The sequence below is a fragment of the Nitrospina watsonii genome (genome assembly GCF_946900835.1).
GTDB lineage: Bacteria > Nitrospinota > Nitrospinia > Nitrospinales > Nitrospinaceae > Nitrospina > Nitrospina watsonii.
On record NZ_OX336137.1, the window covers coordinates 2184544 to 2203382 of the forward strand.

Below are 18839 nucleotides of genomic sequence, written 5' to 3' on the forward strand. Positions count from 1 at the left end.
CCCATACCACCATGAGCGATAATCAGAAAGTCCGCGTCCGTTTCGCGCCCAGCCCCACCGGCACCCTGCACATCGGCGGCGTGCGCACCGCCCTGTTCAACTGGCTCTACGCCCGCCACCACGGCGGCGCCTTCATCCTGCGCATCGAGGACACCGACCTCTCCCGCTCCACCGATGAGTCCATCCAGGAAATCCTGAGCGCCATGCAGTGGCTCGGCCTCGACTACGACGAAGGCCCGTTCCGCCAGATGGAGCGGCAGGACCGCTACCGCGAACAGGTCGCCCACCTCCTGAACGCAGACAAAGCCTACCGCTGCTTCTGCACGCCGGAAGACCTCGAAGCCAAACGCAAGGCGCAGCAGGCCGCGGGCGAGAATCCACGCTACGACGGCACCTGCCGGCAGCGCAGCGATCAACCCACGGACCAGCCGCACGTCATCCGCTTCAAAGCGCCGAAGGAAGGCACCGTCACCGTCCAGGACATCCTGCGCGGCAACGTGAATTTCGAACTCAAGGAAATGGACGACATCATCCTGCAACGCACCGACGGCACGCCGACCTACAACTTCGTCGTCGTGGTGGACGACGCCGACATGCAGATCACCCACGTCATCCGCGGCGACGACCACCTGTCCAACACCCCCAAGCAGGCATTGCTGTACGATGCCCTCGGCGTGGCGCGACCGCAGTTCGCGCACATCTCGATGATCCTCGGTCCCGACAAAACGCGCCTCAGCAAACGCCACGGCGCGACCTCCACCCTCGAATACCAAAAGCAGGGCTACCTGCCGCACGCCCTCATCAACTATCTGGCGCGGCTCGGCTGGTCGCACGGCGACCAGGAGCTGTTCACGCTGGAGGAAATGATTAAGCACTTCGCGCTGGAGACCGTCACCATCTCCGCCGCCGTGTTCAATCCGGAAAAACTGCTGTGGGTCAACGAGCAATGGATCCAGACCAGCCCGCCGGAAGAATTGGCAAAGCACCTGGAACCGATCCTCGTGCAGGAGGGATTGCTGGCCGAGGGACACGGTCGGTCATTGGACGAGATTGGGCGCATCATCCCGCCCCTGCAGAAACGCGCCAAGACGCTGGTGGAGCTGGCCCACGGCTCCGCGTTTTATTTTACGGACGAGGTGGAGTTCGACGAGAAGGCGAAGGAGAAGTTTTTGACCGCCGAGGTGAAACCGTGGTTCGAGAAATTGTGCGCGGGGTTGGAGACGATGGACGAGCCCTTGGAGCACGACGCCGTCGAAGCCCTGTTCAAGCAGGTGATCGAGGAGGAAGGCATCAAATTGAAGAACCTGGCCCAGCCCGTGCGCGTCGCCCTCACCGGCCAGACCGCCTCCCCCGGCATCTACGATTTGTTTTTAATGCTGGGGAAAGAGAGGTCAACCAAAAGATTGAGAATAATCTAAGCCGTAGCTCTTTTAATAGTTGTCCATTTTGAGGAAGATATTTCTTGCCCCTCCCGATAAAAGCTGGTCTTTCTTTGAATGTCTGCTTCTTTCATTCTTGCTTCGATCTTCACTTCAATCACATCAGAGGCTAAGCCTTTAAATTCAAGCCATAGCGCATGCAAAAATTTAACTTCTTCTATTTTCCAGAAAACGGGGGATGGATTACTTCTCGGATCAGGAATGGTTTTAGGAAACAAGTAAATACAAGGAGGAGGGACTACTTGGCTTTGAGTTAGTTTGGTTCCCCGATGGGCATCTTTTAAAAGCTTGGGACATGGTCTACCAATAGTGCCACAAACCATGTCCCAAATAATAACCCCATCCACTTTTTGTTTTTTGTGAATTACTTCGGCTCCAAGCCTAGTATGGACCCCGGACCAAGCGTTATGGTTAGGGTCAGCACCGGGGTTCTGACACAATGACCAGATTATAAATTCATCTGCTTGAGGTGGACGCTGAAAAATATTCGTATTATTCCCGTCAAGACATCCTTTAGTTTCAATTGCTATATTTCGACCATCGGAAAGAAGCACTTCATAATCATGTCTTTCAGACGACCCTACAAATTCCCATTTCTTAACCTTTAAGGACTGTTTTAATTTATTTAAAACTAATTCAACAAACTTCTTTTTTTCTCCCAGTGTTGCGGATTGAGTCCCTCTAATATGCTCAATGGCGCTATGAAAAAGGCCCGAATCCCAAAACTCTTTCTCAGGCAATCCATGATCACCAATTTTGGGAGCAATTTTCCTTAACGCCTGAACATAGGAGCGAACTTTTTCTTCAAATTCTTCCGACTTCTTACAAAAAATAATAGGGTTTCTTGGCATTAAATTAAGCAGCCTTTGAAATATTATTTACAACCAACTTTGCTAAAGGGCTCAATAGTTTTTTGTCTAGCCAAGAAACCACTGGCACCACTAAACCATCTCCCATCAAATGGTACGCTTGGTTATAATTTTCCGGAAGGTTATATCGGGATGGAATCCCCATCAAATTAGCAACTTCTCTAGGAGTAAACAGACGGGCTTTAATTTTCTTACCCTCAACAAAAATCAAAATTTGCCTGCTCGATCCTCCAGCCGGGGTTCTTATACAACCACTTATCTGGTCAACGCGAACTTCTGCACGCTGAAATCTGATACCCTTTTCAACTCTTGTTCTTCTATAAATTGTACCAACCTTTAACAATCCGCTTTTTTGAGCCTCTTTTATTTTTTTTAAGTTAAAAGCCGACATTAAGTTAATCAGATGGTCAGTTTTTTCTTTGGGGAACCATTCAATATCCTCTGAATCCATTTCAAGAAACTCATGTAACTCCTTATTCATAGGAGCCGGCTCCGGTAGATTCCACCATACCCATTTATCTTTTAGCTCTAAAGAAAGTCGATTGTACGCAGTGATTAAATTTTTGGAATGCCAGGCTTCAATTGGAGTTGAGCTTATATGACCGGAACCCACCGGAAAGTTATTTTTTATGGCTACTATGAATAGTCGTGGTCTTGATTGAGGCAAAAAACAAATGGAGTTCACCACAAGGGGGCCTACCATATACCCTTCTTCGATCAAACTTCTAACTATTATCTGAAAATCCAAACCCTTATGGGAGGTGATTGCTCCAACGACATTTTCTAAAACAATAATTTCTGGAGATCTATTCTCAGTGTCTAATTTCTGCATTAATTTCCAAAATGGCCAAAAGGTGCTACTACGTTCGCCATTCAAGCCCATCCGAGTACCAGCCAACGACAAATCCTGACAAGGGAAGGAAGCCCAAGCCATTACTGGGTTACCTGGAAGTTCATTGCTATCCAATAACCTTATATCTTTACAAATATATTCTTCACCAGGAGGGAAATTTATTTTGTAGGCTTGGGTTTTCTTTTTGCAAATATCATTCGCAAAAATACTTTGCCATTCTTTCCCCAAACCCAACCGGGCCATTCCTCCGCCAGCAAAAAATTCGTAGTAATGGAATTTATTTTTTTTCATTTTCCCCGGCAATGAAGGTTTGTATTTTTATTGCTAATTTATCTTGCTCCTTGCATTCACACTCCCAGACGACCAAAACTTTCCAACCCAATTTTACAAGTTTTCCTATATTCTGCCTATCCCGTTTTCTATTTTTTTCTATTTTTTCTTTCCAATAAGAATTGTTTTGCTGGGGTTTTCTTTTTCCCCTGGGGCACTTATGACCGTGCCAGAAGCAACCATTTACTAAGATTATTTTTTCGTGCCTTGGAAAGGTTAGATCGGGTCTCCCTGGAAGGTCTTGACGGTATAATCGGAATCTAAACCCCAAACGATGGGCTAGAGACCTAACCAACAACTCAGGTTTTGTATCTCTACCCTTAACCCGAGCCATGATCCAACTTCTCTTTTGTGCGGAGAAGGTGTCAATCATACTCACCCCTTCTTCTGAATCTTCGCCCAGGTGTCGCGGAGGGGGACGGTGCGGCTGAACACGGGCCGACCGGGCTGGGAATACTTGCTGTCCACCACGAAATACCCCATGCGTAAAAACTGGAAGCGGTCGCCAACCTTCGCTTCTTTCAAGCTGGATTCCAGCTTGCAGTCTTTGAGCACTTCCAGGGAATCGGGGTTGATGCTGGCGGGGATCTCGATGTCGTCGGGGTCCTCGTGCACAAACAAATGATTGTACAGCCGCACTTCAGCGTCGTACGCGTGCGGGGCGGACACCCAGTGCAGCGTCCCCTTCACCTTGCGCCCATCGGCGGCCTGACCACTCTTCGTCTCCGGATCGTACGTGCAACGCAGCTCCACCACCTGGCCCTTGTCATTTTTCACCACTTCCTCGCACTTGATGATGTAGGCGTGCTTGAGGCGCACCTCGCGGCCCGGCGCAAGACGGAAGAATTTTTTCGGCGGGTCTTCCATGAAGTCTTCCTGCTCGATGTACAACTCACGGCTGAACGGCACCGTGCGGTGGCCCGCCGCCGCGTCTTCGGGGTTGTTCTCGGCCTGCAACTCCTCCACCTGCCCTTCGGGATAATTGGTGATGACCACTTTCAAGGGATGCAGCACGGCCATGACGCGCGTGGCGATGAAGTTCAACTGTTCGCGCAGGCAGAACTCGAGCAGGCCCAGCTCCACGGTGCTGTTGGATTTGGCGACGCCGATGCGCTCGCAAAAGTCGCGGATCGATTCCGGCGTGTAGCCGCGCCGGCGGAGTCCGCTCACCGTCGGCATGCGGGGATCGTCCCAGCCATCGACGTACCCCTCCTTCACCAGTTGCAGGAGTTTGCGTTTGGACAGCACGGTGTGCGTGAGATTCAGCCTGGCGAACTCGATCTGCCGGGGATGGTGCACGTCCAACGCATCGAGGCACCAGTCATACAGCGGACGATGGTCCTCGAACTCCAGCGTGCAGATGGAATGTGTGACGCCCTCGATGGAGTCCGACTGCCCGTGCGCCCAGTCGTACATGGGATAGATGTGCCACGCGTCGCCGGTGCGGTGGTGCGGCGCTTTCAGAATGCGATACAGCACCGGGTCGCGCAGAGTCAGGTTGCCCGACGCCATGTCGATTTTGGCGCGCAGCACTTTGGCGCCGGTGTCGAACTCGCCCTGCTTCATGCGTGCGAACAGGTCGAGGTTTTCCTCGACCGTGCGGTTGCGGTGGGGACTGTCCTTGCCCGGTTCGCTGAGCGTGCCGCGGTACTCGCGGATCTCGTCGGCGTTGAGGTCCTCGACGTAGGCCTTGCCCGCTTCAATGAGTTGCACCGCCCAGTCGTACAATTGCTGGAAGTTGTCGGACGCGTAGTATTCCTTGTCGCCCCAGTCGAAACCCAGCCAGCGCACGTCCTTCTTGATCGACTCGACATAGGCCGCTTCTTCCTTGATCGGGTTGGTGTCGTCGAAACGCAGGTTGCAGTGCCCGCCGAACTCCAGCGCCATGCCGAAGTTCAGGCACACGCTTTTGGCGTGGCCGATGTGCAGGAAGCCGTTGGGCTCCGGCGGAAACCGGGTGACGACCTTGCCGCCGAAGCGGCCGCTGGCGTTGTCTTCCTGGATATGGCGGCGCACAAAATGCGACGGCTGGGTGGGTTCTTCGGGCGTGTCAGATGGGTTTCGGGAGTCGTTCATGAGTCTCGCAGGTTAGAGGAGGTTCTGGCTGTTCAAACCGTCCACATATTAATGGAAAGCATCGTGGCGTACAAGACGCGCCGGACGGGGAAATGCGGCGCGGGTGTCATTCGGAGCAGGAGATTTGTAAAAGACATTGGAAGAAAGCGGAAGCCACCCTCTTACCAACCGGCGTGCGGTCTTTCACTGCTTCTCCACGATCATCTCCGAGATGTCGCGCACGCGCACTTTCTCGTTCAGGTTCTTCGCCTTGAGCGCGTCCTCGATCATCAGCACGCAGAACGGGCAGGACACGGCGATGGTCTCCGGTTCGGTCTGCATGAGTTCATCGACGCGATTGTGGCTCATGCGCGTGCCGGTGTTTTCCTCAAGCAGGAAACGTCCCCCGCCCGCACCGCAACAAGTGCCGCGCTCACGGCTGGTTTCCACTTCCTTAAGCGATCCCGATAGCACGGCGGCGGCGAGGAGTTGGCGCGGCGCTTCGTATTCCTTATTATGCCGCCCCATGTAGCAGGAGTCGTGATACACCACCTTGTCATCGGTCGGTTGCAGTTTCAGCCTGCCGTTTTTGAGGAGATCGGCGAACAATTGCGAGTGGTGGATCACCTCCAGGTGCACGCCGTATTCCGGGTACTCGTTTTTGAACGAGTTGAAGCAGTGCGGGCAATGCGTGACGACCTTGACCACCCCTTCCTCTTTAAATGTCTCCGCGTTGTGCGTGGCCAGCATGTCGAACAGGTACTCGTTGCCGAGGCGGCGCGCCGGGTCGCCGGTGCAGCCTTCGCGATTGCCGAGGATGGAAAACGAGACGCCCGCCGCTTTCAGTGTTTTCACCACCGAGGCCGCCACCGTTTTGCCGCGATTGTCGAAGGCGCCGTTGCAGCCGGGGAAGTACAGGTACTCCGTGGGATTGTTTTTGTCCCACTGCGGGACGTCGAGCGACGCCGCCCAGTCGGCACGGCTGGTGCCGGGGAATCCCCACGGGTTGCTGTGCGTCTCCAATGATTTGAACGCGTCGTTGAGTTCTTTCGGGAAGCGCGACTCCATCAGCACCATGCCCCGGCGCAGGTCGATCATTTTGTTGACGTACTCGATCATCACCGGGCATTCCTCTTCACAGGCGCCGCAGGTGGTGCACGACCACACGGTTTCGTCGAGGATCACCGAACCCATCACCGCCGGTCCCGGCTCCGGCTCGGCCTTCAAAAGCTGCGGCGTGCGCGCATTCAAATGATCGCGCAGGTCGATGGTGAACTGTTTCGGCGACAACGGTTTCTGGCTGTTGAGCGCCGGGCAGAACACATCGCAGCGGCCGCACTCCGTGCAGGTGTGCAAATCCAGCAACTTTTTCCACGAGAACTCCTCGATGACGTTGACGCCGAACGACTCCTGATCCTCGTCTTCAAAATCCATGCGGTGCAGCTGGTTGCCCGGCGTGACCGGCGAAAAGAAGACGTTGGGGATGGAGGTGATGACATGGAAATGCTTCGACCGCGGAAGCAGATCGAGAAAAAACAGAATGGCCAGCACGTGCGACCAGTAGCCCACCGCCTGCATGGTTTCCAGCGCGGGACGGCTCATTCCACTCAAGCCCGATTGGGCAACCAGATATCCCAGCCACGACCACGCCGAAGCCGTGTCCGGCAGCAGCACCTGCCGTGCGCCTTCATAGACCATGTCCGACAGCATGATGACAAGGATGAGCACGAGGATGAGGATGCCCTCGCCAGACAGGTTGAGCCGTTTCGGTTTCACCACCAGCCGCCGGTGGAGCGCATACAGGCAGGCCGCCGTCACCAGCACGACGAAGCCATCCTTCACCGCATAATACAGATGTCGCGGCGCGTCCAGCCAGGCGGGGGCTTCCAGCTTCGGGAAAAAACCGATGAGAAAAAACTCGGCGGCGCGCAGCAGCAGGACAAGAAATCCCCAAAAGATGAACGCATGCATCCAGCCCGCATTGCGGTCCTTGAACATCTTCGACTGCGCGAACGCAACCTTGAGCGTGTGCAGGATGCGGGCGGCGGGGCGATCCAGACGTGAGTCCGGCTGGGCCCGGCGGAGCACCTGCCACTTCGGCCATAAAGCATAAATAAAGACGATTCCGGAAACCAGAGTCGCCAAGCCCAGCACCCACGGGTGCCAGGTGGGGGGCACGCCCCCCGGTGTGGTGGGGTCCATAAATCAATCCCGTTCGAGGCAGGGGGTGCGCCTGGCCCCCGGCGAGGCCTGCCGGCCCGCATTTCTCATCGGGCCCAGCCCGGCGCAATCCCTATAACTTCTTGTGAAATCAGCAATTTTCCGACCCAAATCCCGTTTGTTCGGATCATCCCCTGTGTTATATTAATACCATGGCATCCATAATATGGAACGTTCGCTTGCACCTCTTAAAAAGGCATCATCGCATGCGCCCCTTTGCGGCTCAATGCCGGAATTCATTATACCTGATCATTTTTGCCGCTTGCATGGGCTGGGCTGCGCCGATGCATGCGTTTCCGGTGGACGATGCCTTTCCGTTGCCGCAGGAAAAACCCAAGCCATATGTCCATGACAACCCCCGGACACGGGTGCCGACGGGACAATACCCGTCCCTGAATCCGAATCTGAGCGACGATATCAACGATCCGCATCCGTTTCCAGATTACATGAAACGGTTCACCGGAAAACACAACATACCCCGGTACTATTATGATCTGATTCAACTGCCGCCTGAAGACCAGGTGCAGAGCAAGATTTTCAACCCGGTGCTGTTTCAGCGGCTGCGGCGCATTGGCGTGGTGAGTTTTGAAAACAAGATTCCAGAGCATGAACGGGACCCGGACGCAGGCACGTTTCTGGCCAATCAGGCGGCGACGCAACTGGAGACCCTGCCACAATTGAACGTCATTCCTCCCCAGAAAATGGTGGACGAATTTCATTTGCAGATGACCCATCCCGGTCAGGCTCTACCGCCGCAGAACCCCCGAGCCGGGCAAAAAGATTCCCAGAGCGACGCCGAAAATTTCCAACCGGGATATGATTTGCCGTATGCTGGTGATAAAATGGATGCTGTTTTGATCGGCGCGGTCACGCGGTTCAGCAACCAGTACAAAGACCGCTACGGCAATACAAAGGAAAGCCTGTCCGCATCCGTCGAGTTCGGCGCTTTTTTGATCAGCACCGAAACGGGAGAAGTCATCTGGGCCGCCCGCTATGTGGGGTCCCAGCAACCGACCCTGAAGAACCTGTTCAAAGGACAGGTGCGGTGGATGAGCAAACAGGAACTTTCCCAGCAGGCGATCAATAAAGTATTTCAGGTATTCAAAGAAACCCAAAAACGCATTGAACCCAAATAGATTTTGAATCATGAGCGAACCGTTTAACAGCCCTCTCCACGACAACGAACCGGTGCCCGCGGGAACTCCCAAGAAACCCAAGCTGTGGCGCAACCTTTTCATCCTGAACCTGTGCGTCACGCTGCTCTTGATCGCCGTCTGGTGGCTTCCCGTCAAACTGGCCGAGCTCAACAAGACCATGGACGAGCCCAGCATGGAAGCGACCAAGAAAACCGGGCCGGACAACATGGGGCGCACCTTGAAAACGGAGCTGGCCCCCGACACCAAGCTGTTGAAGTCCCGCGTGGTGGTGGTGGACGCGCGCGATGACCAGAACTGGCGCTATTACGATTTTTCCCGGGGCGGCCCGGTTCAGATTCATGACCGCACCTCCATGGAATGGGACCTCGCCTTCCGCCGCGGCAAGATCATTTCCAATGGCGGCGCCAGCAACAAATTCGGCAAGGCCGGTCTGATGGATATGGGAGAAGTCAGTTACGATGCCGTGGAGGAAGTGCCGCTCGACCGGGATTTCGTCAAAGACACCTCCACGCAAACGGAAACGGAAAGCCCCGTGCTGGCTCAGTGGTACAAGTACAACTACATCACCCACAAGCTGACCGCCCGCAAGAATATTTATATTCTGCGCACGGCGGAGGGCAACTACGCCAAAATCCAGTTTCAGAATTTTTATTGCGCGGACAAGCAGCCAGGCTGCATCCAGATGAAATACGCGTACCAGGCCAACGGTTCGGCCAATTTCCTGAAAAACTCCGGCACCTTTTCCACCACTTCGGTGATGGAAAACCCGAAAATGTAAAATCCAGCCCATTCAGTGCGGAAAACTGGAAATTTGCCCGGAAATTGTATTAAAATCTCCATTCCCGCAGGTTCGGCGTGCGCCGGGCTCCGCAGGTTCCAGACTCATACCTATTCCCGGATGATTGCAGCCGGTAGATCGATAACCATTTAGACAGGCAGGAGACCCACCACATGCCCAGCTTGAAAGGAATTCTCTTCAACCAGTTCGCCAGCGAAGGCGTCAACCACCTGATTGAAGAAATGCAGCAAAAGTACAAACCCAAAAAAGGACGCCGCTTCAACCACGCCGACATCACGTACGAGATCAGCCGCCCGACCCTTCTCGACAACCGCCTCGGCTTTGAGATCAGTTCCAAAATCCCGCAGGACGAAGTGACTGACGACAAGGCCATGGACACTTACTTTGACAAGATCAAAAAAATCTTGAACGCCAATGACCTGAAGCCGGTGTCCATTGAGCGGGAGAACATCGTCTGGGATTCCAAAAAGGACACCGAGAAGGAACGTGATTACGTCAAGTGCCAATACAGCTATCCGCTGGAGGATCTGTACAAGAACGATGAAATCATCAAACGGTACGAGGCGTTGCAGTCCGGTGCCAGCAAACCATTGCCGGAAATTGCCGGTGTCTTCACCGTTCAGGGCAAGCTGGCCTTGATCATGGTTCAGGAAACCGTTCAGGGGTATGTCCGCGACAACGTGCAGACCCTGATCGACGCCAACAAAAAAGTCCGCGACGGCCTGAAAGGCTGACGTCCCATGAACCCGTTCCGCTATTTTCTCGGCCGGGCCATGCAGATCGTGGGGCTGGGCATCATCACCTTTGTGGTGATCAAGTTTTTCACCCCCGTGGGCATGGAACCTCTGTTGTATTATTCCGTCGCCGGGGCCGTCATTTTTTATGGCGGCACCATGATCCTCGGCAAAGGCGAAAGCTGACACCCTCTTCCCCCGCAGGCCGATATGAAGGAAACCCTCGCAAAACCCGGATTTCTAATCCAGACCAGCACCCTGGGCGCCGATCTCAGTTACCTGCTGGCCGTCATCTTCACCGGCCTGTTCCTGTTCGCCTGGTGGCAGGCCAAAAAAGGCGACGGCACGCGGCACCACAAGCTGATTCTGGTCTCAATGGTGTCGATGGTGGTTTACTTCATCGGCTACTACTACACACGATCCCTGGGCGTGTTGTCGCTGGAGGGCAAAGAAGGATTCGGCGGACCGGAGAGCATTTACAACAACGTATTCATCCCGGTGCTCACCATTCATCTGGTGCTGGTCACGCTGGGGTTGATCCTGACCCCGTACATGATCATCGAAGGCTTTCGCGCCGCCCAAAAAATCGATGGCAAATGGACGCTGCAATCCGGGATTCTGAAAGCCAATCCAGCGCGTTTCAAACGCATTTATCTCTGGCTGCTGGCCATTTGGGCGGGTTTGCAGGGGGTGCTGATGGTGGCAGGCAAATCCATCGGTTCGATGATCGCCTATTTCCTGATTTTTCTCACCATCGCGCTGGTCATCGGCATTGAAAAGCTGGTCGAAAAGTTGCTTCCCGATGGAGACCGGCGGCACCGCATTCTGGGCCGGGGAACGATGATTTTGTTCGCTCTGATACTGGTGACAAGCACTGCCACCTACCTGATGCTGTATGTATTCTATCCCGTGCGCACCGCCCTGGGATAAGACGGTAACCCCTTTGGCTACAAGGGGCTGGGAAGCTCGGTTTCGTGGTAAAAAAGGAGTTTTTACCCTTGACACCTGTCTGATCCGGTGATATCTTTCGCTGGATCAAATGACTTCGAAATACATCAACAGCAAGTACATGGCAAACAAAACGTTAACGCCCAAGCCAATTGCGACGATTGCATTAAAGATTTTTCCGTCTTTTCCGGTAAACATAAAAGTCGTTTGATCTATAAAAGTAAAAATTTAAGATTGCGTAAAGTACCATTCGCCCGTTAAAGGTGTCAAGGTTTTTAGCATACAGTTTTCAACTTTGCAGAAGGGAAAAGGAAACCCCCATGGACATCGAAAAACTCAAAGAAAAAGCTGGTCCCTGGATTTACGTCGCTACCGTAATTTTCAGTCTGTGGTTTTTTTACTGGTTCGCCTCCGTATGGCGCTGAGCATCGGTCCGACTCTAGGATTAACTTTCTAACCAGTGTATTTGGAGCATTCACAAATGGAAGAGACACAAGTCGAAGAAAAGAAACGGTGGGTCACGCCGAAGTCGGTCATTCACTTTCTGATCGCGTTCATCCTGATGGCGGGCTACTATTACCTCATCAACGTTGCGCTGATGAAGGTACAGGGTTTGGAGTTCCACTACCTGTGGGTTTCCGGTAGCGGTGGCGGCGGCGGTCATTAATCGCCTCACGCCCGATTCAATATTCCCGTTTTGTTTGCTGTATAAAAAATGACAAGCCCATGGCTTGTCATTTTTTTATTGGATTTCATTTCTGTGTCTTCTGAAAGCTTCATACCGTCCGACCCCGGCACCCGTCAATTGAAAGGCGAGCCCGGCTGCCGCATCTACCTGATCCGTCACGGAGAGACCGCCAATGCCCGCCAGATCTGCATGAACGGTCACTTTGACGTCGCCCTGTCGCAAAACGGCATGGCACAGATGGAGACGGTGGCCGATGCGCTCAGTCAGCTGCCGCTCAAAGCCGTTTATTCCAGCGATCTCACACGCACCCTCACCGGGGCTCGCCTGATTGCCGCCCGTCACAATCTGGAGCCTGTCGCCTATGCCGACATGCGCGAACTGTCGTTCGGCAAATGGGAAGGCATGTCGCTGCAGGAACTCACCGAAAAACATCCCGGCGAAATGGAAAAACGCATCAAGCACACGGAATTGTTCCGCGCCGACGGCGGCGAAACGTTCGGCGAACTGGCCGACCGCGTGGTGCCCCGCTACCACGCCATTGTCGAGCAACACCCGCACGACGTCATCGCCATCATGAGCCACGGCGGTGTCAACCGCGCCATCCTCAGCCACCTGCTGGGCATCCCCATCGCCCACCTGTTCCGCTTCGCGCAGGAATACGCCGCCATCAACGTCATCCAGTATTACCGCGACCAGGTTGTCGTCGAATTGATGAACGGCTCCGCACACCAGGTCGCCAGACCCGCCTCATGAAACCGTTTCTCATTAAGGTTGAAAACGCCACGGTGTACCGCGGCGACAACCAGGTGCTGACCGGCATCAACTGGACGCATCGCGAAGGCGAAAACTGGGCGGTGGTCGGCAACAACGGCTGCGGCAAAACCACCTTCATGAAACTGCTGTTCGGGGAGTTGCTGCCGATCGACGGCGGCGAGGTGTTCTGGTTCAACAGCCGCGAATGGTACGGCCTCTTCGGCATCCGCGAGCGCGTCGGCTTCGTCTCCGCCGAGTTCCAGAAAAATTACGATCAAAACGTCACGGCGCTGGAAGTGGTCGAATCGGGATTCTTTTCCAGCATCGGTTTATGGGAAGAGGTGCAGGCCACGCAAACACACAAAGCCCAGGCGGAAATGGAGCACCTCGGCATTCCGCATCTCGCCTCGCGGCGGTTTTTCGATCTGTCCTACGGCGAAGCCCGGCGGGTGCTGCTGGCGCGGGCCTTGGTGCACCGTCCCCAACTGCTGGTGCTGGACGAACCCTGCGCCGGGCTCGACATCCCCACCCGCGAGCGTTTTCTCGACTCGCTGGCAAAACGGGCGCGCCGCATGAGCCTCATCTACGTCACCCATCACATCGAAGAAATCCTGCCTGCCATCACCCACGTGCTGCTGCTTAAAAACGGACGCATCTTCGCCGCAGGCAAAAAACAGGACCTCCTCACCAGCGATACGTTTTCCGAAGCGTTGGACTGCCGGGCGACGGTGCAGGAGAACGACGGCCGGTTCTGGATCACCGGCTGCCAACCGGACGGCGCCCGGTAGCGTAGAGTTTCAGCGGGGAGGAACCGCGCAGCGGGGAGGAACCGCTCAGCGGGGAGGAACCGCTCAGCGGGGAGGAACCGCTCAGCGGTAACGGCCCATGAGGTCGTTGATGCGGATGCGGATGGCGTCACGCAGCATCTTCGACGAGTCCTGCAGGATGCGCACGCGGGAATCTTCCGAGTTGTGCCACTCCACCGGCAGCTCCCGCACGTTCAATCCCGCTTTCTTCGCCAGAAACAGCATCTCCACATCGAAACAGAAATGATCGATACGCATCTTTTCAAACAATCGCGTGCCGACATCGCGGCGAAACGCCTTGAACCCGCATTGCGTGTCCACAAAGTCGTCGATCACCAGCATGCGGATGATCTTGTTGAACACACGGCCCATGCCCTGCCGGTACCAGGCCTGGCGCTTGACCACGTTCGAATCCGGCAACGAGCGCGAACCGATGACCACATCGCAACTGCCCTGCAGATAGGGTAGAAAACGTTCCCACTCGTAGATCGGGGTGGAGAGATCGGCGTCCGAGATCAGCACGTATTCGCCCGCTGCCGCCAGCACACCGCGCCGCACGGAATACCCCTTGCCGCGGTTGCCATCGTTTTTGAGCACCAGGCACCGGTCTTCCGGAAGAAACCGGTGCGGCACCTCCGTCGTGCGGTCCGTGCTGCCGTCGTCGATGACGATCAACTGCCAGCGGTAATCCTGCGTCTTGAAATAATCGACCAGTTTCTGCAGGGAAAGCCCCAGCCGGGTTTCCTCGTTCAGACAGGGAATGACCACGGACACCAAAGGATCAGAAGACATAGGGGGCTCGCCGGGCGGGGAGGATTAAACAGGTTCATGCCGAAACAAAACGCCGTTCATTAAACACCAATTCCAGCGGGAAATCCATCCCCCGCCGCCAAATTCCTTGAATTGGCACGGGAATGCCGGAACGGGACGCGACCGGGCTCCACCCCGCGCCCAATAAGTTGTCAATTGCCCCGCAATTGGTATAAAATCTTCCGGTATTTGAACCTTCTGGGATCAAGGAGACTGCCATGCGGAACGCCTTCTGGATCATCGTGGCGGGCCTGTTGTTTTTGAGCGCCCCCGCGCACGCGCAGGTGGATGAGGCGCAGCAATGGTGGATGCAGGGCAACCAGTTGAGCGCCTCCGGCAAATGGGAGGAAGCGGTGGACGCGTACCACCGCGCCATCCAGATCAACCCGGACGCCACCGGGCCGTTTTTCAACCTCGGGCTGGCGTACAAGGCGCTGCACCAATACGAGCGTGCCGCGGCTGCGTTCGAACGGGCGCAGCAGCTGGAACCGGGCAATATGGATGTTCATCTGCGCCTCGGCAACATTTACAATTTGATGGAGAAGTGGGACAAGGCCATCGAACACCTCAACCTGGTGGTGCACCGCGTTCCGGACAATGCCGAAGCCCACGGCAACCTGGGCTGGGCGCTTCTGAATTACTCCGAAGGTCCGCAGTTCAAAATGCTGGTCATTCACAATCTCGAAAAGGCCGTGTTGCTGTTTGAAAAGCAGGACATGGCGCGGGCGGCCGAGGCCACGCGCAAAACGCTGGAAGAAGTCCGCAAACGGTTCGGTTATAAACGCGACGTTTACTAGATCAACGAGGAAATCTGATGCTGGACACTCAAGACTCACAACACGAGGTACCCATGACGCTGGAAGTCAAACCTGAGATCACCCGCAACCCGGATTCGGTGAATTTTTGTTTGAACAAAACCCTGATCCCGCCGGGAACCGGGTTGTCGTTTTCCGGTCCCGACTTTGCGAAGGATCACCCCCTCGCCCGCGCCCTGTTTCAGATTCGCGGCGTGCAGGGCATCTGGATTCTGGGCAACGAGGTGCAGGTGACGAAGGACGAAAAAGTGCGTTGGGGCACCATCACTTCCAAGATCATCGAAACCATCAAGCGCATCGAAGGCTGATCCCTACCCGCCGTATCATTCCGGACGGAAAAATTCCCGCAGCACGCCGATCATGTCGCCATGATCCCGCGCTCCGGCCATCTCCCGCACCGAGTGCATGGACAGCATGGGGTTGCCCACGTCCACCGTGCGGATGCCGAGGTTGGCGGCGGTGATGGGGCCGATGGTGCTGCCGCAGGCAAGGTCCGACCGCATCACGAATTTCTGCACCGCCACCTTCGCCTTTTTGCACAGCAGCTCGAAACGGGCGCCGGATTCGCCGTCGGTGGCGTAGCGCTGCCCGGCGTTGGACTTGATCACGGGACCGTGATTGATGAGCGGCATGTGGCGGGTGTCGTGCTGATCGGCATAGTTGGGATGCACCGCGTGCGCCATGTCGGCGGAGATGAACAACGACTGCGCCACCGCCCGCAGCAAGGCTTCGCGCGGTTGTTTGGAAGGCATGGCCAGCCGCTCCAGCGTGTCCTTCAAAAACGGTGAACCGCCGCCCTGCGCGGTTTCACTGCCCACCTCTTCATTGTCATAAAACACCAGCAGCCGCGTCGCCGCATCCTGCTTCGGGGCCTCTTTCAACGCCCACAACGCCGCGTGGCAGGAAGCCAGGTTGTCGAGGCGCGGCGCGAACAGAAATTCCTCTTCGGCTCCGGCAAACGCCGAAGGTTGCACATCGAACAGCATCAGGTCCTGGCTGACGATCTGTTCCGGCTTGCACTTCACCGCTTTCGTCACAAGTTGTTTCAACGCGGTTTCCGTCGCCGCCGCTGTGTCCGCCATCGTCAGAATGGGCGGCAGGTGGCTCTGCTTGTTCAGGATCAATCCCTGATCGTTGACGCTGCGGTTGAGGTGGATGGCCAGTTGCGGAATGCGCAGCAGAGGGTGATCGATACGCAGCAGCCGGGCTTCCGGCACGCCCCGTTTCGACGTCACCATCACCCGCCCCGCCAGCGACAGGTCGCGGTCCGTCCAGGTGCCCAGCAGCACGCCGCCATAGGTCTCCACACCCAGTTGGCCGTAGCCTTTTTTCTCGTAAGCGGGTTTGGGTTTCAGACGCAGGTTGGGGCTGTCCGTGTGCGCCCCCACGATCTTGAAGCCCGCCTCCTCCGGCGGACGCGATCCGGGAATGAAGGCGACAATCGAGGTGCCATTGCGCACCACATAATAACGGCCGCCCGGTTTCAGTTTCCAGGCATCCGCTTCGCGCAGTTCGGAAAACCCCTTGGCCTCCAACTGAGTCACCGTTTCCGCAACAGCGTGGTACGGCGTCGGACTCGCGTCGATGTAGTGCAACAGCGCCTCGGCCAGCGCTCGGTGTTGGTTGCCCGCTTGCTTCATCCCATTCCCCTGTTTGAGTTGATGTTCACGCGAAAAATGAAACCACAGGGTAACCGCAATTCGCGGCCGGGAAAACACTTTATAAACCCGAACCCGCGCCACGTTCACCGGCCCGATTGCCTGCACTGCCAGGCGCGACAAACCCCGCAACATTTGTGACCGCCCTGGGCTTCGTTAACCTGTTTTTTTTAAATAATTTATACCGATTCCCGGAAGCCATGACGATGGCCCGGTGGCGTTATTCCCAACCCGGCACGAATCTCTTGTTTCCATTGCGGTACCGACTGCACTATTCTACACTTTGATTTGAAGCCCGAACGTTAGGAGGAGCGACTGATGGGTGACGTCGTGGACGCGAAATTTGGGACCCCGCTGACCCCGAAACTGCTTAAATTCAATCCGTCGAACACCGATCCGGAATACCAGGCGGATATATTCAGCGAACTCTTCAAAAGCTTTCCTCAATACAAGGCGCATGTCGCCGCCTATGTGGAGAGGAATTACTGCACCGTCATCAACGACGAGGATCATCCCACACCGAAGCACGTCCTGAAATTTCTCAAGCACGACGAAGTGCGCTGGCTGAACGAATGGATCCAGACCCGCGGTCCGCAGTTCGCCAAGAAACCCGCCCGCTGAGGCAGCGCCCGAATCCGGGCAACCCGTTTATTCAATTGGATGAGAGCCGCACGTTGCTTGAGGCGGGACCGTCACTTGACGGCGATGCTGATATCGGCGATCTTCGCCGCCTGCAGGATGCCCATCACCTCCACCACCTGCCCGTAGGGCAGCGCCTTGTCGGCGCGGATGAGCGCCTGCTGCAGCGCGGGGGACTCAATCGCCTCCACCTTCGCTTCCAATTCCTTCACCGTGATCGGTTTGCCGTTCAGGAATATTTTTTCCTTACCGGTCATTTCGATTTCCAGGTGCTCGCGTTCCTTCAGTTCATTGGAGGTCTTGGACGTCGGCAGGTCGATCTGCAATTGCCTGGGAAAATCCACGAACGCGGTGGACACCATGAAAAAAATCAAAAGCAGGAACACCACATCGACCAGGGGGGTCAACTCCAGCGAATAATTTTCCTCTTCCTCGCGCTTGAAATACATGGATCAGGTCCGGAACGGTTGGGATTTGGAGGACGCCTTGGCTTCACTTTCCCGGCGTTGCTTGTCCTGGTTTTTCTTCATGGCTTCGAACGAGAGTTCCTCCACCAACTGAAACGACACCTCTTCCATTTCGAATACGAACCGCTCGATGCGTCCGCGAAAATAATGGTAGAGCGCCAGGGCCGGAATGCCGACCACCATGCCGGCGGCGGTGGTGATGAGCGCCTCCGAGATACCGCTGGCGACGAGGCCGGGGTCGCCGGTGCCGCTTTGTGAAATCACATTGAACGCCTTGATCATGCCGAACACCGTGCCCAGCAGGCCCAGCATCGGCGTGATGTTGGCCACCGCACCCAGCACACGCAGGTTGGAGGTCAACAGCGCCGCTTCGTGCTGCCCCGCACCTTCGATGGCGTGCTCGATCTCATCGACCTTGCCGCCGAAGCGCAACAGCCCCGCTTTCAAAATGCGCGCCAGCGACGTGTCGTAACCATGACACAGTTGCAGCCCCAACTGGATGTCCCGCCAGTTCCAGTGGTCGCGTATTTTTTTCAGGAAATCGGGATTGATGATGCGTTTGCGCCGCAGGCTGTACATGCGCTCGATGGCGATGCCCACCATCAGGATCGAGCAAAAAATGATGGGGTACATCATGAACCCACCTTTTTCGATGATGGACAGGATGCCCCACTCCTCGGCCGGAACAGGATTCGGTTTCGGCTGCGCCCAGGCGGGGGCCACCACTGCGAACCACCCGGCCATCATTCCCAAAAGGGTCAGGAAAACGGAACGCAAAAGGCGGGAGCGTTGAGGCTGT

22 protein-coding genes are annotated in these 18839 nt (G+C 55.7%); 12 read left to right on the forward strand and 10 right to left on the reverse strand.

Annotated features, from left to right (window positions below):
• Positions 1-11: 11 nt before the first annotated feature.
• A complete protein-coding gene (gene gltX / locus QML71_RS10105) occupies positions 12-1418 on the forward strand; it encodes a glutamate--tRNA ligase (protein WP_282011800.1) in 1407 nt (468 codons plus the stop codon).
• On the opposite strand, the gene QML71_RS10110 is transcribed toward gltX, so the two are convergent.
• From QML71_RS10110 to QML71_RS10130, 5 genes are all read right to left on the reverse strand, one after another.
• Positions 1415-2290, reverse strand: coding sequence for a hypothetical protein (locus QML71_RS10110; protein WP_282011801.1), 876 nt, complete (start codon positions 2288-2290; stop codon positions 1415-1417). The two genes, gltX and QML71_RS10110, sit on opposite strands and share 4 nt — an antisense overlap.
• 4 nt (positions 2291-2294) lie before the next feature.
• The gene (locus tag QML71_RS10115) at positions 2295-3452 is read right to left on the reverse strand and encodes a DNA cytosine methyltransferase (protein WP_282011802.1); all 1158 of its coding nucleotides are present in this window, start codon (positions 3450-3452) and stop codon (positions 2295-2297) included.
• The gene (locus QML71_RS10120) at positions 3439-3864 is read right to left on the reverse strand and encodes a very short patch repair endonuclease (protein ID WP_282011803.1); all 426 of its coding nucleotides are present in this window, start codon (positions 3862-3864) and stop codon (positions 3439-3441) included. Before QML71_RS10120 ends, QML71_RS10115 begins: the two co-directional genes overlap by 14 nt.
• 2 nt (positions 3865-3866) lie before the next feature.
• Positions 3867-5567, reverse strand: a complete 1701-nt coding sequence (locus tag QML71_RS10125; RefSeq protein ID WP_282011804.1) for a glutamine--tRNA ligase/YqeY domain fusion protein — start codon at positions 5565-5567, stop codon at positions 3867-3869.
• A gap of 183 nt (positions 5568-5750) precedes the next feature.
• On the reverse strand, positions 5751-7748 hold the full coding sequence (locus QML71_RS10130) for a (Fe-S)-binding protein (RefSeq protein WP_282011805.1): 1998 nt from the start codon (positions 7746-7748) through the stop codon (positions 5751-5753).
• Between the two features lie 302 nt (positions 7749-8050).
• Here QML71_RS10130 and QML71_RS10135 point away from each other — a divergent pair, with 302 nt between their 5' ends.
• The 8 genes from QML71_RS10135 to QML71_RS10170 all read left to right on the forward strand — a co-directional run bounded on the left by QML71_RS10135 (position 8051) and on the right by QML71_RS10170 (position 13633).
• Positions 8051-8902 carry a hypothetical protein gene (locus QML71_RS10135; protein WP_282011806.1) on the forward strand — a complete coding sequence of 284 codons (852 nt, stop codon included), beginning with the start codon at positions 8051-8053 and terminating at the stop codon, positions 8900-8902.
• A gap of 10 nt (positions 8903-8912) precedes the next feature.
• Complete coding sequence (locus QML71_RS10140) at positions 8913-9701, forward strand: HmuY family protein (protein WP_282011807.1); 789 nt, start codon at positions 8913-8915, stop codon at positions 9699-9701.
• Positions 9702-9874: 173 nt separating this feature from the next.
• Positions 9875-10456, forward strand: a complete 582-nt coding sequence (locus tag QML71_RS10145; RefSeq protein WP_282011808.1) for a hypothetical protein — start codon at positions 9875-9877, stop codon at positions 10454-10456.
• Positions 10457-10462: 6 nt separating this feature from the next.
• The gene (locus QML71_RS10150) at positions 10463-10642 is read left to right on the forward strand and encodes a hypothetical protein (protein WP_282011809.1); all 180 of its coding nucleotides are present in this window, start codon (positions 10463-10465) and stop codon (positions 10640-10642) included.
• Between the two features lie 24 nt (positions 10643-10666).
• The gene (locus QML71_RS10155; protein ID WP_282011810.1) at positions 10667-11386 is read left to right on the forward strand and encodes a DUF420 domain-containing protein; all 720 of its coding nucleotides are present in this window, start codon (positions 10667-10669) and stop codon (positions 11384-11386) included.
• A 499-nt stretch (positions 11387-11885) separates the two neighbouring features.
• The gene (locus tag QML71_RS10160; RefSeq protein ID WP_282011811.1) at positions 11886-12071 is read left to right on the forward strand and encodes a hypothetical protein; all 186 of its coding nucleotides are present in this window, start codon (positions 11886-11888) and stop codon (positions 12069-12071) included.
• Positions 12072-12164: 93 nt separating this feature from the next.
• Positions 12165-12845: a histidine phosphatase family protein gene (locus QML71_RS10165; RefSeq protein ID WP_282011812.1), complete on the forward strand. Its 681-nt coding sequence runs from the start codon at positions 12165-12167 to the stop codon at positions 12843-12845.
• Complete coding sequence (locus QML71_RS10170; protein ID WP_282011813.1) at positions 12842-13633, forward strand: ABC transporter ATP-binding protein; 792 nt, start codon at positions 12842-12844, stop codon at positions 13631-13633. The genes QML71_RS10165 and QML71_RS10170 overlap by 4 nt, the downstream gene beginning before the upstream one ends.
• An 81-nt stretch (positions 13634-13714) precedes the next feature.
• Here QML71_RS10170 and QML71_RS10175 read toward each other — a convergent pair whose 3' ends face one another.
• Both QML71_RS10175 and QML71_RS10180 read right to left on the reverse strand, forming a co-directional pair.
• Positions 13715-14443, reverse strand: coding sequence for a dolichyl-phosphate beta-glucosyltransferase (locus QML71_RS10175; RefSeq protein ID WP_282011814.1), 729 nt, complete (start codon positions 14441-14443; stop codon positions 13715-13717).
• A 34-nt stretch (positions 14444-14477) separates the two neighbouring features.
• Positions 14478-14681, reverse strand: coding sequence for a hypothetical protein (locus QML71_RS10180; RefSeq protein ID WP_282011815.1), 204 nt, complete (start codon positions 14679-14681; stop codon positions 14478-14480).
• Between QML71_RS10180 and QML71_RS10185 the strand changes: the two genes are divergently transcribed.
• Both QML71_RS10185 and QML71_RS10190 read left to right on the forward strand, forming a co-directional pair.
• The gene (locus tag QML71_RS10185; protein ID WP_282011816.1) at positions 14680-15258 is read left to right on the forward strand and encodes a tetratricopeptide repeat protein; all 579 of its coding nucleotides are present in this window, start codon (positions 14680-14682) and stop codon (positions 15256-15258) included. The two genes, QML71_RS10180 and QML71_RS10185, sit on opposite strands and share 2 nt — an antisense overlap.
• 17 nt (positions 15259-15275) lie before the next feature.
• Entirely contained in the window at positions 15276-15584 is a 309-nt protein-coding gene (locus tag QML71_RS10190) for a NifU N-terminal domain-containing protein (protein ID WP_282011817.1), read from the forward strand.
• A gap of 15 nt (positions 15585-15599) precedes the next feature.
• Here the strand turns inward: QML71_RS10190 and QML71_RS10195 are convergent, their stop codons facing one another.
• Positions 15600-16916: a M18 family aminopeptidase gene (locus tag QML71_RS10195; protein ID WP_282011818.1), complete on the reverse strand. Its 1317-nt coding sequence runs from the start codon at positions 16914-16916 to the stop codon at positions 15600-15602.
• A gap of 336 nt (positions 16917-17252) precedes the next feature.
• On the opposite strand from QML71_RS10195, the gene QML71_RS10200 reads away from it, so the two are divergent.
• Positions 17253-17555, forward strand: coding sequence for a hypothetical protein (locus QML71_RS10200; RefSeq protein WP_282011819.1), 303 nt, complete (start codon positions 17253-17255; stop codon positions 17553-17555).
• A gap of 71 nt (positions 17556-17626) precedes the next feature.
• On the opposite strand, the gene QML71_RS10205 is transcribed toward QML71_RS10200, so the two are convergent.
• Both QML71_RS10205 and QML71_RS10210 read right to left on the reverse strand, forming a co-directional pair.
• On the reverse strand, positions 17627-18022 hold the full coding sequence (locus QML71_RS10205) for an ExbD/TolR family protein (protein WP_282011820.1): 396 nt from the start codon (positions 18020-18022) through the stop codon (positions 17627-17629).
• A 3-nt stretch (positions 18023-18025) separates the two neighbouring features.
• Entirely contained in the window at positions 18026-18817 is a 792-nt protein-coding gene (locus QML71_RS10210) for a MotA/TolQ/ExbB proton channel family protein (protein WP_282011821.1), read from the reverse strand.
• Positions 18818-18839 lie beyond the last annotated feature (22 nt).